The organism is Pseudomonas sp. TCU-HL1 (genome assembly GCF_001708505.1).
Taxonomy (GTDB): Bacteria; Pseudomonadota; Gammaproteobacteria; order Pseudomonadales; family Pseudomonadaceae; genus Metapseudomonas.
The window spans coordinates 3,791,617-3,807,174 of record NZ_CP015992.1; the positions used below are offsets into that span (position 1 = coordinate 3,791,617).

The 15,558-nt window shown below is 59.4% G+C and carries 19 protein-coding genes, 2 tRNA genes and 1 pseudogene; 8 read left to right on the top strand and 14 right to left on the bottom strand.

Translation table 11 applies throughout. The features are described 5' to 3' along the window. Window positions 1-760: 760 nt before the first annotated feature. On the top strand, window positions 761-1,960 hold the full coding sequence (locus THL1_RS17550; RefSeq protein WP_069084428.1) for a tyrosine-type recombinase/integrase: 1,200 nt from the start codon (window positions 761-763) through the stop codon (window positions 1,958-1,960). A gap of 71 nt (window positions 1,961-2,031) precedes the next feature. Here the strand turns inward: THL1_RS17550 and THL1_RS17555 are convergent. The 11 genes from THL1_RS17555 to THL1_RS17605 all read right to left on the bottom strand — a co-directional run bounded on the left by THL1_RS17555 (window position 2,032) and on the right by THL1_RS17605 (window position 10,472). Continuing rightward, window positions 2,032-2,108 (bottom strand) — tRNA-Pro (locus THL1_RS17555). Window positions 2,109-2,195: 87 nt separating this feature from the next. Further along, the gene (locus tag THL1_RS17560) at window positions 2,196-2,552 is read right to left on the bottom strand and encodes a MerR family transcriptional regulator (RefSeq protein ID WP_016493505.1); all 357 of its coding nucleotides are present in this window, start codon (window positions 2,550-2,552) and stop codon (window positions 2,196-2,198) included. Continuing rightward, complete coding sequence (ihfA, locus tag THL1_RS17565; RefSeq protein ID WP_003282572.1) at window positions 2,533-2,835, bottom strand: integration host factor subunit alpha; 303 nt, start codon at window positions 2,833-2,835, stop codon at window positions 2,533-2,535. The genes THL1_RS17560 and ihfA overlap by 20 nt, the downstream gene beginning before the upstream one ends. Before the next feature lie 3 nt (window positions 2,836-2,838). Next, window positions 2,839-5,217, bottom strand: coding sequence for a phenylalanine--tRNA ligase subunit beta (pheT, locus tag THL1_RS17570; RefSeq protein ID WP_069084429.1), 2,379 nt, complete (start codon window positions 5,215-5,217; stop codon window positions 2,839-2,841). 177 nt (window positions 5,218-5,394) lie between these two features. Next, complete coding sequence (gene pheS / locus THL1_RS17575; protein ID WP_069084430.1) at window positions 5,395-6,411, bottom strand: phenylalanine--tRNA ligase subunit alpha; 1,017 nt, start codon at window positions 6,409-6,411, stop codon at window positions 5,395-5,397. A 94-nt stretch (window positions 6,412-6,505) separates the two neighbouring features. Then, window positions 6,506-6,862 carry a 50S ribosomal protein L20 gene (gene rplT / locus THL1_RS17580; RefSeq protein ID WP_069084431.1) on the bottom strand — a complete coding sequence of 119 codons (357 nt, stop codon included), beginning with the start codon at window positions 6,860-6,862 and terminating at the stop codon, window positions 6,506-6,508. Between the two features lie 29 nt (window positions 6,863-6,891). After that, the gene (gene rpmI / locus THL1_RS17585) at window positions 6,892-7,086 is read right to left on the bottom strand and encodes a 50S ribosomal protein L35 (RefSeq protein ID WP_069084432.1); all 195 of its coding nucleotides are present in this window, start codon (window positions 7,084-7,086) and stop codon (window positions 6,892-6,894) included. Between the two features lie 61 nt (window positions 7,087-7,147). Beyond that, entirely contained in the window at window positions 7,148-7,699 is a 552-nt protein-coding gene (infC, locus tag THL1_RS17590) for a translation initiation factor IF-3 (RefSeq protein ID WP_177343860.1), read from the bottom strand. Next, entirely contained in the window at window positions 7,699-9,621 is a 1,923-nt protein-coding gene (gene thrS, locus THL1_RS17595) for a threonine--tRNA ligase (protein WP_069084434.1), read from the bottom strand. Before thrS ends, infC begins: the two co-directional genes overlap by 1 nt. Window positions 9,622-9,849: 228 nt before the next feature. Beyond that, window positions 9,850-9,914 (bottom strand) — tRNA-OTHER (locus THL1_RS17600). A gap of 291 nt (window positions 9,915-10,205) precedes the next feature. Further along, window positions 10,206-10,472 (bottom strand): hypothetical protein, encoded by a 267-nt coding sequence (locus tag THL1_RS17605; protein WP_069084435.1) that lies wholly within the window; start codon window positions 10,470-10,472, stop codon window positions 10,206-10,208. Between the two features lie 102 nt (window positions 10,473-10,574). Here THL1_RS17605 and THL1_RS30755 point away from each other — a divergent pair. Together THL1_RS30755 and THL1_RS17615 are read left to right on the top strand one after the other, a co-directional pair. Next, a pseudogene (locus THL1_RS30755) lies at window positions 10,575-11,279 on the top strand (SOS response-associated peptidase). 275 nt (window positions 11,280-11,554) lie between these two features. Further along, window positions 11,555-12,235 carry a hypothetical protein gene (locus THL1_RS17615; RefSeq protein WP_145928329.1) on the top strand — a complete coding sequence of 227 codons (681 nt, stop codon included), beginning with the start codon at window positions 11,555-11,557 and terminating at the stop codon, window positions 12,233-12,235. 117 nt (window positions 12,236-12,352) lie between these two features. On the opposite strand, the gene THL1_RS17620 is transcribed toward THL1_RS17615, so the two are convergent. Together THL1_RS17620 and THL1_RS17625 are read right to left on the bottom strand one after the other, a co-directional pair. Then, window positions 12,353-12,619 carry a hypothetical protein gene (locus THL1_RS17620; RefSeq protein ID WP_069084437.1) on the bottom strand — a complete coding sequence of 89 codons (267 nt, stop codon included), beginning with the start codon at window positions 12,617-12,619 and terminating at the stop codon, window positions 12,353-12,355. Continuing rightward, window positions 12,616-13,020 (bottom strand): hypothetical protein, encoded by a 405-nt coding sequence (locus THL1_RS17625; protein ID WP_069084438.1) that lies wholly within the window; start codon window positions 13,018-13,020, stop codon window positions 12,616-12,618. Before THL1_RS17625 ends, THL1_RS17620 begins: the two co-directional genes overlap by 4 nt. Before the next feature lie 33 nt (window positions 13,021-13,053). On the opposite strand from THL1_RS17625, the gene THL1_RS17630 reads away from it, so the two are divergent. The 3 genes from THL1_RS17630 to THL1_RS31420 are packed head-to-tail and all read left to right on the top strand — an operon-like array spanning window position 13,054 to window position 14,101. Next, the gene (locus THL1_RS17630; RefSeq protein WP_145928330.1) at window positions 13,054-13,356 is read left to right on the top strand and encodes a hypothetical protein; all 303 of its coding nucleotides are present in this window, start codon (window positions 13,054-13,056) and stop codon (window positions 13,354-13,356) included. 2 nt (window positions 13,357-13,358) lie between these two features. After that, window positions 13,359-13,862 carry a hypothetical protein gene (locus THL1_RS17635; RefSeq protein ID WP_069084440.1) on the top strand — a complete coding sequence of 168 codons (504 nt, stop codon included), beginning with the start codon at window positions 13,359-13,361 and terminating at the stop codon, window positions 13,860-13,862. After that, on the top strand, window positions 13,850-14,101 hold the full coding sequence (locus tag THL1_RS31420; protein WP_069084441.1) for a LexA family protein: 252 nt from the start codon (window positions 13,850-13,852) through the stop codon (window positions 14,099-14,101). The genes THL1_RS17635 and THL1_RS31420 overlap by 13 nt, the downstream gene beginning before the upstream one ends. Here the strand turns inward: THL1_RS31420 and THL1_RS17645 are convergent. Then, window positions 14,098-14,493, bottom strand: coding sequence for a hypothetical protein (locus tag THL1_RS17645; RefSeq protein WP_069084442.1), 396 nt, complete (start codon window positions 14,491-14,493; stop codon window positions 14,098-14,100). The genes THL1_RS31420 and THL1_RS17645 overlap by 4 nt on opposite strands. Before the next feature lie 414 nt (window positions 14,494-14,907). Here THL1_RS17645 and THL1_RS17650 point away from each other — a divergent pair, with 414 nt between their 5' ends. After that, the gene (locus THL1_RS17650) at window positions 14,908-15,108 is read left to right on the top strand and encodes a hypothetical protein (RefSeq protein WP_069084443.1); all 201 of its coding nucleotides are present in this window, start codon (window positions 14,908-14,910) and stop codon (window positions 15,106-15,108) included. Continuing rightward, a complete protein-coding gene (locus tag THL1_RS17655) occupies window positions 15,105-15,344 on the top strand; it encodes a hypothetical protein (protein WP_069084444.1) in 240 nt (79 codons plus the stop codon). The genes THL1_RS17650 and THL1_RS17655 overlap by 4 nt, the downstream gene beginning before the upstream one ends. Window positions 15,345-15,558 lie beyond the last annotated feature (214 nt).

The following is a 15,558-nucleotide window of genomic DNA, read 5'->3' on the forward strand; positions in this document are numbered from 1 at the left end:
CTTATCCACAATTGCTGAGGTGAAAATCAGCAAGCCGCCCTGGGTCATTTTTCAATCGGCAGGGTGGGTCAGTTTTCAATCAGCGCCGACACCCAGTGCCCACGCGGTGGCCGAGGCACATTCATTTGCGTGCACACACGCGCCATAAAGCTGGAGGAAACGCCGTGATGCTCAGCGATCTTGGTCATTGGACGTTGCCAAACCTCTGCGTACAACTCCTCACGAGTGACCGGCCCGCCAGGGCTTGAATTTGGTTGTTCGAACACCTCTGCAGAAGACATACATCGATCCTTAAGCCCCAATATGACCAGGTCCGCCAAGCCAACAGATGGCAAGTCGGCCCGAAACCGCCAGGGCACCAATTATCCAAGTGCCTCTGTTGTACCAAACCCTCCCCGGCCCTCTCCACCGTGTTGTTTGCCCAATGGGTAGCAGCCAGCATCTGCACGTGAAACGGGGCAACGAGGAGAAGGACAGCCATGCCCGCAACAACCGAGCAACGCCCTGCCCGCTTGATCGCTTGCATGCCCCGGATACTTCGGGCCAGTGCGGCGCCAGCCTACCTCGGCATGTGCCGCACCGAGTTCAACAGAACTGTTCGCCCCTACGTCCGGGAATTCCGTATCGGGGTGCAGGGCATCGGCTTCGATCGAGAGGAACTGGACGCCTGGGCCGACGCCTACATCGACCAGGCCAGCATTGAAAAGGAAGGTGCCACGGGACATGATCACCCCCGCAGCGAGCGCCAAGGAGAAAAACCATGGCGCAAAAAACCATTAGCGGCCTCTACCAAAGGAACGGGATCTGGCACATCGACAAGGTCTTCAGGGGTCAGCGAATTCAGGAAAGCACTGGATCAAGCGACAGGAAGGAGGCGGAGCAATACCTGATACACAAGCTGGAAAAGCTGCGCGAGCAGAAGATCTACGGCGTACGCAGGATAAGAACCTGGAGGGAAGCAGCCACCCGTTATCTGGTTGAGTACAAGGACCAACCCTCGATTGGGCTTACTGCCATCTATCTGGAGCAGTTGGACCCGTATATCGGGGACACCCCCGTCACTCACATCGATGATGAAACGCTGGCCCCGTACATCAAGGATCGCTTGAAGCCCAGCAAAACTACCGACGGCAAGGTGAAGCGCGGGGTTTCTTACCGGACGGTGAACATCGCCCTGGAGCGTGTCATACGCATCCTCAATCTTTGCGCCAGGAAATGGCGCGACGAGCATAAGCGTCCCTGGCTCGATGTAGTGCCGATGATCACCAAGCTGGAGGAAAAAAAAACCAGGCGTTCTCCCTATCCGCTGTCCTGGGAAGAGCAATCGATTCTATTCGCCGAATTGCCTGATCACTTGCGCCGCATGGCGCTTTACAAGGTGAACAGCGGCTCGCGCGAACAGGAAGTCGTGAAATTGCGCTGGGACTGGGAAATACAGGTTCCAGAGCTCAAGACCAGCGTCTTCCTCATACCTGCCGATTTTGGTGGCCGGCATGAGAGTTCGGGGGTCAAGAACGGCGACGAGCGTTTGGTGGTGCTGAACAGCGTGGCGAAATCCATCATCGAGGGGCAGCGTGGCCTGGATCCGGTTTGGGTGTTCCCTTACGGGATGCCCGACCAGAATGGCAAGGCGATGCCGGTCCACCGGATGAACGACTCGGCCTGGAAGAAAGCCAGGGTGCGGGCAGCAAAGAAATTTCAGGAGAAGTTTCTCCGCCCTGCTCCACCCGGATTCGCTTCGATCCGTGTCCATGACCTGAAGCATACCTTCGGCCGCCGGCTTCGGGCAGCCGGGGTAACGGAAGAGGACCGGAAGGCTCTGCTAGGGCACAAGAACGGCAGCATCACCAGTCACTACTCGGCAGCAGAGCTGGGAAAACTGATCGATGAAGCCAACAAGATATCGGCGACGGACTCCCGTGGGCCGGTGCTGACAATACTGAGGAGGAAGGCAGGATGAAGAGTCCCGCAAAAGTCCCTGACACGAAAAAGGCCAGTCGTTTCCGAACTGGCCTAAGTCGTTGAAGAATATGGTCGGGACGGAGTGATTCGAACACTCGACCCCTTGCACCCCATGCAAGTGCGCTACCAGGCTGCGCTACGCCCCGACGTTTTGTAGCTCGCTCCGGATCACCGGAAGCGGAGCGAACTATATCTTAAGCTTTTGAATTGTGGAAGGTTTTTTTCAAGAAAATTCACTTCCGCAACACATGGAGGACATCTTCGAGCTCGGCGATCATCTGGCGGATGAGCTGCTTGTACTGCGTGGTGTCTTCCTTGGCTTCGTCCCCGGAAAGGCGCTGACGCGCCCCGCCGATGGTGAAGCCCTGATCGTATAGCAGCGCCCGGATCTGCCGAATCATCAGCACATCCTGGCGCTGGTAGTAGCGCCTGTTACCGCGCCGCTTTACCGGGTTGAGCTGGGGAAATTCCTGCTCCCAATAACGCAGCACGTGGGGCTTGACTGCGCAGAGTTCACTAACTTCGCCAATAGTGAAATACCGCTTGCCTGGAATGGGCGGCAGCTCGTCGTTATGACTTGGTTCCAGCATAAGCTTCGACCCTGGCTTTGAGTTTCTGCCCTGGACGGAAAGTGACCACACGGCGAGCCGTGATCGGGATTTCCTCTCCGGTCTTCGGGTTTCGGCCAGGCCGCTGACGCTTGTCGCGCAAGTCGAAATTGCCGAACCCGGACAACTTCACCTGTTCGTTGTGCTCCAGCGCCTGACGGATTTCCTCGAAGAACAGCTCCACCAGTTCCTTGGCTTCCCGTTTATTCAGGCCAAGCTCTTCATAAAGACGTTCAGCCATCTCAGCTTTCGTCAGAGCCCCCATACGCTACTTCCTTAACGTGGCATTGAACCTGTCTTCCAGCGAGGTGACGATGTTTTGCGTTGTGTTGTTCACCTCATCGTCAGTAAGAGTGCGCGATGGATGCTGCCAGGTCAAGCCGACCGCCAAGCTTTTTCTAAGCGGATCAATGCCTTTACCGTGATACACGTCAAATAGCCTGAGGTCAGTCAGCCATTCGCCGGCGGCTTCACGGATGGTGGCGAGTACCGACTCGGCAGCAATGTCACGATCCACCAGCAGGGCGAGGTCACGGCGTACTTCAGGGAAGCGCGACAGCTCGCTGAACTTTGGCAGCTTGCCCTGCATCACTTCGGCCAGTACCAGCTCGAACATGTAGACCGGCTGATCCAGATCCAGGGCCTTGGCGAGTTCCGGGTGCAGCGCACCGAGGAAGCCGACCAGGCGTCCTTCTCTTTCGATGCAAGCGGTCTGACCCGGATGCAAGGCGGGATGCTCACCCGGCACGAAGCTGAAGGCATCCAGGTGACCAGCGGCGCCGAGGATGGCTTCCACATCGGCTTTGGCGTCATAGAAGTCGACGGCATCACGGCCATTGGCCCAGCTTACCGGCAGGCGGGAACCGCAGAGCACACCTGCCAGCATGGGCTCCTGCTTCAGACCCTCGAGCTGGCCAACGAAACGCAAGCCGCTTTCGAACAGGCGCACGCGGGACTGCTGACGGTTGAGGTTGTGCTGCAGGGCACTGACCAGGCCCGGCCACAGCGAAGAGCGCATGGCAGCCATGTCAGCGGAGATGGGGTTGGCCAGCATCAGCGGCTTCACGCCGGGATTGAACAGTTCGAACAGTTTCGGATCGATGAAGCTGTAGGTGATGGCCTCGTGGTAACCACGAGCTACCAGCAGGCGACGCAGGGCCGGCAGTTCGACGGCAGCCTCGGAACGCGCACGCGGCGCCAGGCGCGCTTGCGGGTAACGAACCGGCAGACGGTTGTAGCCATAGAGGCGGCCCAGCTCTTCGATCAGGTCCACTTCCAGGCTAATATCGAAGCGATGGCTCGGCACTGCCACTTGCCATTGGCCAGCACCTTCGGCGGCGACCTTCAGGTCCAACGCAGTGAGCAGACGCTCGACTTCGGCGGCGTCCATTTCCATGCCCAGCATCTGGGTGATGCGCTCGGCACGCAGGGTAACCGGCGCAACGTTCGGCAGGTGGTCCTGGCTGACGGCCTCGATGATCGGGCCAGCTTCGCCGCCGACGATTTCCAGTAGCAGGCCGGTGGCGCGCTCCATGGCTTCGCGGGCCAGCTGGAAGTCGACGCCACGCTCGAAGCGGTGGGACGAATCGGTGTGCAGGCCATAGGAACGGGCCTTGCCGGCAACAGCAATGGTGTCGAAGAAGGCTGCTTCGAGGAACAGGTCGCGGGTCTTACCGCTCACGCCACTGTGCTCGCCACCCATGACGCCAGCGATGGCCAGGGCACGGTCATAGTCGGCGACGACCAGAGTGTCGGCGCGCAGGCTGACTTCCTGGCCGTCCAGCAGGACGAGCTTCTCGCCCTCCTCCGCCATACGCACGCGGATGCCGCCATTGATTTCGGCGAGGTCGAAAGCGTGCATCGGCTGGCCAAGTTCGAGCATCACGTAGTTGGTGATGTCGACGGCGGCATCGATGCTGCGCACTTCGGAGCGACGCAGGCGCTCGACCATCCACAACGGGGTCGGACGAGACAGATCGACGTTGCGGATCACGCGACCGAGGTAGCGCGGGCAGGCCGCCGGAGCGGACACTTCGACCGGACGCACTTCGTCATGGGCCGGCGCAACGGCAGCAACCTGCGGGCGGGTGACCGGAGCGGCATAAAGCGCACCCACTTCGCGAGCGAGGCCGGACAGGCTCAGGCAATCGCCACGGTTGGGGGTCAGGCCCAGCTCGATGATCACGTCATCCAGGCCCAGATAGGCGCGAATGTCCTGGCCAACAGGCGCATCGGCAGCCAGCTCCATCAGGCCGTCGTTTTCGTCGCTGATCTGCAGCTCGGAGGCCGAGCAGAGCATGCCATTGGATTCAACTCCACGCAGCTTGGCCTTCTTGATCTTGAAGTCGCCCTGCAGTTCGGCGCCGATCATGGCGAAGGGAATCTTCAGGCCGGGGCGCACGTTCGGCGCACCACACACGACCTGGAAGGCTTCGGTGCCGTTGCTTACCTGGCAAACACGCAGCTTGTCAGCGTCCGGGTGTTGTTCGGTGCTCAGCACCTCGCCTACGATCACGCCACTGAAGGCGCCCGCCACCGGGGTGACGCTATCAACTTCGAGGCCTGCCATGGACAGACGAGCTACCAGCTCGTCGCGGGATACCTGCGGGCTTACCCAGCTCCGCAGCCAGTGTTCACTGAATTTCATCCTCTTCTCCTAGAGCCTGCTCAACGCCTGCTGCGCGTCGGCTCTACTGCGTTAAAAGCAGGCTCAAAATGCTCATTTACAACGCGTAAACTGCGCTTTTCCGCCTGCTTTTGCCTTGCATAGCGCTAGCTCGCAAGGCGTTGACACAGGCTCTGGATTCGTTTCGGACGCTGCGACCTAGCGGAATTGCGCAAGGAAGCGCAGGTCGTTGTCGAAGAACAGGCGCAAGTCGTTGACGCCATAACGCAGCATGGCCAAACGCTCTACGCCCATGCCGAAGGCGAAGCCCTGGTATTTCTCCGGGTCGATGCCGGACATGCGCAGTACGTTCGGGTGCACCATGCCGCAGCCCATCACTTCCAGCCAGCCAGTCTGCTTGCAAACGCGGCAGCCTTTGCCGGAACACATCACGCACTGCATGTCGACTTCAGCGGACGGCTCGGTGAAGGGGAAGAAGGAGGGTCGGAAGCGAACGCCGAGGTCCTTCTCGAAGAACACACGCAGGAACTCTTCGATGGTGCCCTTGAGGTCGGCGAAGCTGATGCCTTCGTCTACCAGCAGGCCTTCGACCTGATGGAACATCGGCGAGTGGGTGATATCCGAGTCGCAGCGATAGACGCGGCCGGGGCAGACGATGCGGATCGGCGGCTGCTGCGATTCCATGGTGCGTACCTGTACCGGGGAGGTGTGGGTACGCAGTAGCATGTTCGCGTTGAAATAGAAGGTGTCGTGCATTGCCCGGGCCGGGTGGTGGCCGGGAATGTTGAGCGCTTCGAAGTTGTGGTAGTCGTCTTCGACTTCGGGGCCTTCGGCAATGCCGTAGCCAATCCGAGTGAAGAACTGCTCGACGCGCTCAAGGGTACGCGTTACGGGATGCAGGCCACCAGAGACCTGGCCGCGACCCGGCAGGGTCACGTCGATTCGTTCAGCCGCGAGCTTGGCGGTCAGTGCAGCCTGCTCAAGCGACTCTTTACGGGTGTTCAATGCTTCCTGAACGCGCTCCTTGGCGGCGTTGATCAGGGCACCGACCCTGGGGCGCTCTTCAGCCGGCAGGTCGCCCAGGGTCTTCATCACCTGGGTCAGCTCGCCCTTCTTGCCAAGGTAGTGAACGCGAATCTGCTCCAGGGCGTTCACGTCTTCGGTTTGTTGCACGGCCTCAAGCGCTTGCGAGACCAGCGCATCCAGATTTTCCATGTACAGACTCCAGATACGAAATAGGGGAAGGGCACAAGGCCCTTCCCCTATCGATGACGTTCAGCACCGGGCGAACCCGGTGATTGTCGGGGACTTAAGCCAGGATGGCCTTAGCTTTCTCGACAATCGCAGCAAACGCCGCTTTTTCGTTCACTGCCAGGTCGGCCAGAACCTTACGGTCGATCTCGATGGCAGCTTTTTTCAGGCCAGCAATCAGGCGGCTGTAGGACAGACCGTTCTGACGAGCACCAGCGTTGATACGAGCGATCCACAGAGCGCGGAACTGACGCTTGCGCTGACGGCGGTCACGGTAGGCGTATTGGCCAGCCTTGATTACCGCCTGCTTGGCAACGCGGAACACGCGCGAACGTGCACCGTAGTAGCCTTTGGCGAGTTTCAGAATCTTTTTGTGACGCTTGCGAGCGATGACGCCACGCTTAACACGAGCCATGAGTAAACTCCTCTAAAATCTTGACCGGATTAACGAACGCGCAGCATGCGCTCTACTTTACGGACGTCAGACGGGTGCACCTGGGTGCAGCCGCGCAGCTGACGCTTACGCTTGGTAGTCATCTTGGTCAGGATGTGGCTCTTGAAAGCGTGCTTGTGCTTGAAGCCAGAAGCTGTCTTCTTGAAGCGCTTCGCAGCACCGCTCTTGGTTTTCATCTTTGGCATGTTCGGATACTCCGCATTCAGTCAATACACATAACCGCAAGGCCTGCCAGTGCCCTGGGGGTTATTTTCGCTTTTTGGGGGCGATGACCATCATCAGCTGGCGTCCTTCCAGCTTAGGATGCTGCTCTACGGTGCCGATTTCAGCGAGGTCGGCTTCGACCCGCTTCAATAGCTCCATACCCAGCTCCTGGTGGGCCATCTCACGACCACGGAATCGCAGGGATACCTTGGCCTTGTCCCCTTCATTAAGGAAACGTACCAGGTTGCGTAGTTTTACCTGGTAATCCCCTTCTTCCGTCCCTGGACGAAACTTGATTTCTTTAATCTGCTGCTGGTGCTGGTTCTTCTTCGCGACAGCGGCCTGCTTCTTCTTCTCGAAGAGGTGCTTGCCGTAATCCATGATGCGGCAGACAGGCGGCAACGCATCGGCGGAAATTTCCACCAGATCCAGCTTTGCTTCTTCAGCAGCACGAAGCGCTTCATCGATCGAGACGACGCCAATCTGCTGGCCGTCAGCACCAATCAACCGGACCTCACGAGCCGAGATATTCTCGTTGATCGGGGCCTTCGGTTGAGTCCGCTTATCCTGTCTCATTTCACGCTTAATAATGATTACTCCAATTCTGGGCGACCACGCCGGGAAACCGTTTGTGCGAGCAGCTCGGAGAAGCTATCGAGGGGCATGGAACCCAGGTCGACACCCTCACGGGTGCGCACAGCAACGGATCGAGTCTCAACTTCCCGGTCTCCAATAACCAAGAGATAGGGAACCTTGAGCAAAGTATGCTCGCGGATTTTAAAGCCGATTTTTTCGTTTCTCAAGTCGGACTTGGCACGGAAGCCGCTTTCGTTGAGAACCCGCTCGACCTCGACCGCGAAATCGGCCTGCTTGTCGGTGATGTTCATGATCACCGTCTGGGTCGGCGCCAGCCAGGCCGGGAACGCACCCGCGTAGTGCTCGATGAGCATGCCGATGAAGCGCTCGAAGGAACCGAGGATCGCACGATGCAACATCACCGGGCGCTTACGGTTGTTATCTTCGGCGATATAGCTGGCATCCAGACGCTCCGGAAGGTTCGGATCGTACTGCAGGGTGCCGCACTGCCAGTTACGACCGAGGCAATCTTTCAGGGTGAACTCGATCTTCGGACCGTAGAAGGCACCCTCGCCCGGTTGGTATTCCCAGGCCAGACCTGACTCATTGAGCGCATCAGCCAGCGCACCCTCGGCGCGATCCCACAGCTCGTCGGAACCTACACGCTTGGCCGGACGAGTGGACAGTTTCATCGAGATATCGCTGAAACCGAAGTCGGAATAGACCTGCAGGGTCAGCTTGATGAAATCAGCTGCTTCCTTCTTCACCTGATCTTCGGTGCAGAAGATGTGGGCGTCGTCCTGGGTGAAGCCACGCACGCGCATGATGCCGTGCAGGGCGCCGGAGGGCTCGTTACGGTGGCAAGCACCGAACTCGGCCAGGCGCAGCGGCAAATCACGGTAGGACTTCAGGCCCTGATTGAATATCTGCACGTGGCATGGGCAGTTCATCGGCTTCACCGCGTAGTCGCGACTTTCCGACGAAGTGGTGAACATGTTTTCGGCGTAGTTGGACCAGTGACCCGAGCGCTCCCAGAGGATGCGATCGACGACCTGCGGAGTACGCACCTCCACGTACCCGTGATCACGCTGGACCTTGCGCATGTACTGCTCCAGCACCTGGTAGACAGTCCAGCCACTCGGATGCCAAAACACCATGCCCGGCGCTTCTTCCTGCAGGTGGAACAGGTCCAGCTGCTTGCCGATGCGACGGTGATCGCGCTTCTCCGCCTCTTCGATGCGCTGGATATACGCAGCCAGCTGCTTCTTGTCGGCCCAGGCAGTGCCATAGATACGCTGCAGTTGCTCGTTCTTCGAGTCGCCGCGCCAGTAGGCACCGGAAATCTTGGTCAGTTTGAACGCCTTGAGGAAGCGAGTGTTCGGCACGTGCGGGCCGCGGCACATGTCCACGTACTCCTCATGGAAGTACAGGCCCATAGCCTTCTCGTCCGGCATATCGTCGACCAGACGCAGCTTGTATTCCTCGCCACGCGACTTGAACAGCTCGATGACCTCGGCACGCGGAGTCATCTTCTTGATGACGTCGTAGTCCTTCTCGATCAACTCAGCCATGCGCTTTTCGATGGCCGCCATATCCTCGAGGGTAAAGGAGCGCTCGAAAGCGATGTCGTAATAGAAGCCTTCTTCAATGACCGGACCGATCACCATCCTGGCGGTCGGATAGAGCTGCTTGACCGCATGGCCGACCAGGTGCGCACAGGAGTGGCGAATAATCTCCAGCCCTTCCTCGTCCTTGGGGGTCACAATCTGCAGCGCGGCATCGTCTTCGATCAGATCGCAAGCATCGACCAGTTTGCCGTCGACCTTGCCGGCCAGGGTTGCCTTGGCCAGCCCCGCACCGATGGACTGGGCCACTTCGAGCACGGATACAGGCTTATCGAAAGTACGCTGACTGCCGTCAGGAAGAGTGATGGTGGGCATGGCGCCTCCTCTCCTAGTGGTGACCTCTACCAAAGGCCACATGGGTTGGGATGAGCCAGTACGCGATCCGGTGGTATGCCCGCCATACAGTGGCAGGAGCCTTGAGGCCAACCAGAGCCGAACCACAGTCACTGGAAGTAAATGAAGAGCGGGATGCTTGCAGAAAGCCGCAGCCCCGACAAGCGCCCAATAAAAAAGGGTCACCTGAGTGACCCTTTTTATCGAATTTGGTAGGCACAATTGGACTCGAACCAACGACCCCCACCATGTCAAGGTGACGGCTGAATGTGCCTAACGTCTTGATACCAAAGAGAAAAGGGTAATTCTTAGGCACCACGAAAGCGCGTACTCTACCACAAAAGAATCAATAACTTAGCGTTGTATTTTCATACAGTAGTCGCCTGGAACTGGCCATTCAGAATTTCGACCACACCACCCTTCCGCGACATTTCCTTATGATGCCGACAGGGGTGACAAGGGGCCTACAGGGTGCGAAACACCGCGTTTCCCACCCGCGACATTCCCCAAAATCCCCTGTTTTCCCCATCGATTGGTACAGAGAGTGGTACGAGCCTTGGCGGCCTTTACTGCTCCGCCTGATACCTGGCCACGCCCTCCCCGACCGCCCGCCATTTCTCCTCGGGCTCCCGCTGGTCGCAGATGAACACCTCCACCGTCTGGCCCTCTTTCGGCTCGGCCGGCTTTGTTGCTGCAGTCCTGTAGGTCTTGCACCGCTCCACGGTGTAGGAGCTCTCGGAACGATGGAAATCCCACAGCCCCGCCTTACCTGCGCTGCCGATCTGACGATCGAGCTTAAGTGTCCATCCAGCATTCAATCGAATCACCAGCACAGCGCTACTCCCCGATCCGGAAAACTCTGGATTCTACGTCCAGTGCCTCATCTGCGCGCGCCACATCGATGAGCTACCCTTGGCATCCGCTGAGGAATAGCCATGTGCGGACGCTACGTCACCCCATCTGATCGGGCCATCGAGGACTACTGGCACATCGGCGCCCACAACTCCGGGCGCTGGATCCAGAGCTTCAACGTCGCCCCCACCGCCCAGGTCCCCATGCTGCGCCTGGACCAGCAAGGTGAACTGGAGCTGGTCGCCGCGCGCCGGGGCCTGATTCCCACCTAGTGGAAGCAGTCGAAGCCGCCGGGCCTGACCTTCAATGCCCGCAGCGAAGAGGCCGCGAGCAAGCCGATGTGTTGCCAGAGCCTGCGCACCCACCGCTGCCTGATGCCCGCCCAGGGCTGGTACGAATGGAACGAGCGGCAGCAGGTGCGCAGCCGCACTGGCCGGAAGGTCAACCAGCCCTACTACCACCATGCCGTCGACAACGGGATGCTGGCCATCGCCGGGCTCTGGTCTATCTGGACCGGGCCGGAAGGCCAGGACGTATTGTCCTGTGCCCTGCTCACCAAGGACGCCACCGGCCCCGTGGCCGATATCCACCATCGGATGCCGGTCATCCTGCACTCGGAGCAGTTCGACCTCTGGTTGTCGCCCAGCGCCAGCAACGAGCAGGTCCACGGCGCCATTGCGCTCAGCCGCGAGGACTTCGCCACCCACCCGGTTTCCACGGACATCGGCAACAACCGGAACGATTACCCGGAGTTGCTGGAGCCGATAGAGGTGGTACTGGCCGAGTAGTACGGCTTGGCCCAAACATGAAGGCGTATTGACATCAATCTGTGCGGCTAGAGAAGATCGCAGCCTATCCCGGCCTGCCAATGATTTGCCGGTATAGGTTCCGAAGGTTTCTCGACAGGGTCTCCCAGGCTGCGGATAAGGTAGCGGAATGCGTAACCGCCGAACTGGCGCCAATCCCTGTCCTGAAAGCGGAGCCCCGGCAGGGGGCTGCCATTAGCCAACATACCAGTGCCCCGTTCCTACAGGAATCAAACAAGCGGAAACTAGCGACTATCATGGCCATGCTGGTGCTTTCCGGCTGCTCCACCTACACCGGGCAGACCGGCCAGATGATTGTCGACTCCGCCAAGGACGGGGATGCTCTTGGCGTCGGGCTCACTAGCATTGCCCTGCCTTTCGCGTTTGTCATGGATGTCTTCACCTTGGGCAACACCTTGGATGACGAAGACATGGAAAATGTCGCCACAGCGGAGGAAAAATCGGCCGACATCTACTCCGCTGGCGATGAAGTGGCAGTCGCTACCAATCAAGCCAATGTGGCTAACACTGAAATCACCCACGAGCCGGTTCCGACGAACTCTCAGACTGGGCAAGCAGCCGTGCCATTCTATTATGATGGAAAGCAAGATGAGCTAATTGCGTCACTCAAGGACCACGCCTTGCCAGAATGTGTGGAATGTCACGATAACCGCTTCTTCAATATCTGTAATTTCGATATTGAAGTCACTTTCTGCATCAACAATCCCACGCCCTTTGACAAGGCGCCACTAACGAATGCTGGTGCGGCATATGACTGTGCAAAGGACCAATACGGCTTATGGACGATAGAGGCAGGCAAGACAATGACTGGCACTCTCAGTGGAGAGAGGGCTGCTTATAGCGCATGCAGGCACCCGTATTCGCCAGTGAAAATTAAAGGAATAGTAGGCGGCGTCGACCATTATGCGTGCAAGTAGCAGTAGTTGTTGAAACCCAGTGTCTCCGCACTCGCCCGTCAATTAGTTCCGAGAAGCCGGCAATCGCCGGCTTTTGGCTTTTCACCTGCAGCATGATTTGCGGATCTCGAAGGTGAGTTACCGGCACGCTTGCTGCGCAGCCACCAACTGCCGCTCGTAACCGTTCCGCTGCCTGAGTTCTGCCAGCAATGCCCTCACCTTTACCTCCAGGCTGTCGGTCGCCTTCAGGCCGGTAGACGCCCAGGGCGGCACCGCCACCGGATCGACCTTGCACGGCACCGGCACAGCTACCTCCACGCGCACAATGCGCGACTCCGGCTCGACGACCGATTGTCCGGCGTACCCCGCCAGCGCAACACACAATCCCAGCACCAACCACTTCATAGCCCCAACTCCTTGTCGATCACGGCTTCAGCCGCAGCACAGGCGTCGCCGCCGAACCGCTCCTGCTGCAGGCGGTTCGCCGCCTGATAGTCCTCTTCGGCCTGCTGCCGGGCGGACTCCTGCTCTTTCTTGGCAATGGCCTGGCGATCGAGCGCGGCCTGGCGCATTCCGGCCAAGGCCTGGTTCTGCTCGCCGACCTGTACCAGCAGGTTGCCTCGGGTCTCACGGCAGGCGGCCAGCTTCTCGCCAGCATCCTGCCGCTCGTCTCGCGCCTCCTTGAGGTCATCCCCCTCGTCGAGTACGTCCCCGCCAGCAAGAACATCCTCAACCGGGTCGACCAGGTTCCTGCGGTCAGCGAGCGCCAGAAAGCACGCGACACCGCCCTGGCGGAGAAGATCCATGGGTTGGCCGGGATCGGCATGGGCGTCTCAGCCATGCAGGTCGAGTTGCGCACCGACACCCGACGCATTCACCGCATCGCGAAAGCCCACGGCATCGACATCCCAAAGGCGCCGATGCCTGACGCGGGGAAAACGGTCGGACTGGCGCGGGAAGCCCTGAACCACAAGCGTCAGCAGCGCCGCGAGAAGCTATCCAACTCGGTCCGCACCATGGCTGCCAAGGGCATGTCCATCCCAGCGATGACCGTTGAAGCCGGGTGCAGCCGGGACACCGTGCTGAGGATTATCGACGAGCACGGCATCCAGCGCGGGCCACGCATGGATCTGGAGGCTTGAGCATGGCCAAGACCCAGCAGGAACGCGACCAGGAGACCGAAGAGCGACGAGTTATGGTCGGGGAAGTTGAGCTGCGGCATAGCGTAAAGATCGGCACCCGAAAGCTGCTGGACGATTTGATGAACTGGCACGGCTACACGCAATGGGCCGAAGCCATCCAGGTACTGGTCCTCAACTTCCATACTATGGGTGCCGAGGCGGTGCCAGCCGCTGCCATTCGAGAGTCGTCCGTTTCCGAGCCTTTACGCCACCGAGCGCGCCCCGGCGTGCGGAGGAAGCTGGAGGACATCACTCGATGGCTCGGCCTGAAGAAGGAAGGCCACGCCCTTGAGCACTCAATCACGCACGCCCACTGGCTTGGCCGATCTGGTTCCAATTCGCTGCTGGCCATCCCGCGCCACGAATTTCAAATCAGCGAAAACGTGGCGCGACTTCTGATGGCCGAAGGCATCAGCCTCGCCGACCGCGAGCTCCGACAGGAACTGAAAGACGAATGGCGCGACTGACTCCCTCCCCCAAGCAGGCCGAAACCCCGCAGCACATCAGCTCCTTCATCGAGGAGAAAGGCTACTCGCCCACCGTGGCTGAGCTAGCCAAGCTGGCGGGTGTCCGATCCTTCGCCCTGCAGCAGCGCCTCGACGCACTGGAAAAAAAGGTCTCATCACTCGGGCCGAACGGGTCGCCCGCAGCATTCGCCCTGAGTACTAGCCCCTCGCTCGGTGGCCCTCGAGGCGTCCTTGTTTAGCATCTATCCCTGCACAGAGCTCGCGCCGCCTCCGCCCCCGCTATACACAACGCCAAGCCCGTCCCCGCAGTTTCAAGTGCACAAACAACAAGCGCGAAGTCCGCAGCTTTGTTACATCCGGATTTACAGACTTCCTTTGATGCTCCACCGACAGCGTTGCCAATTGCGTCGAGGACATTTCCCGGAAAGCCAAACTCCACGACCTCAGGCAAAGGCTGTTGTCTCAATGCATCCAAGTCAGGGATGTCGACCGCCGCTACTGTGTCATCTGGCACAAATGAATCCTCCGGGTCCATGATCCTAAGCTTGGTCATGATTTCGTGAACCTGAAGACGCTCTTCCTCACTAGCCGCTTCAAACGTCTCAGCATTGACGTGAACTTCGCTTGCCATGCCCTTCTCCCTTGCAATGTCTTAATGGATGCCAAGAAACCGGCACCAGTAGGTATAGACAGCGGTAGGAGTTGCAACCGACCAGATGGCCAGGGAAAAGGCCAGTTTAGCCGAGCAATAGCGCCCTTCGAAAATTACCGAGCAAGCGTCTACCAACCTCATCCTGAAACCCGCTCATAGGCCGGTTTTCACCTACCCCATCCCACCCGCCAGCCGCACCAGCGGCACGGCATCGCTCGACCTGGAAAAAGCCATGAGCAAGCTCGAAGCCAAGCCTCTCTGGAAGTGCAGTCATTGCGACGAGATCTACAAGGACGAGGACGATGCGCGCGAATGCTGCATGCCGGAAGTCTACGAGCTCTGGGGATGCCCGACCTGCGGAAAGGTGCATGACGAAGAGCGGGAAGCGCTGGAGTGCTGGAGTGCTGCGAGGAATACTCGCGATGCCCGAACTACGCGCGGGACTTCGGCCAAGGCCACATCAACCACTTCGCCATTCAGGTCTCCGGCCACTGCAACGTGTACCTCCCGTTCTACACGGTGGACCAGCAACTGACCATCGAGGATGGCCACAGCCGCGACCTGGACGAGCCAGGGAGAGGACTGAACTCATGAGCCTCCGCGACCAGGGCCACTGCTTCTGCTCCAGCCCCGACCGCAAGGAGGCGCGCTGGCTGCATCCGAACACGTGGAAGCAGATGCACCCCGACTGGATCGACGTGGCTGACCTCCCCGATGACGAGTTGGAGGAGTTCTTCACGCAGCCCAAGCCCCTCCCCCATGGCCCAGCCGAATGCGCCAAGGCCCAGCTCGACATCTTCAACGATTCCAAGCAGAGCGCTGGTCGCTAGATGAGCCTTGCAGCCCGGTCAGCCGTTATGACTGCCGTTTCTCCAGACCTTTGAAAGCTGGCGATCCACTTCCTTGCCTCACCAACGTTGAACGACCAGCCGTTCTTCGACAGCAGCTCGAGGGCTGACCGCGTGACCTTGTACTCACCGCAGTCCGGACAGGCCACCCACTCGTAGTCACCAGTTGAGGCCCCCGGACTCGCTTCAGCACCAC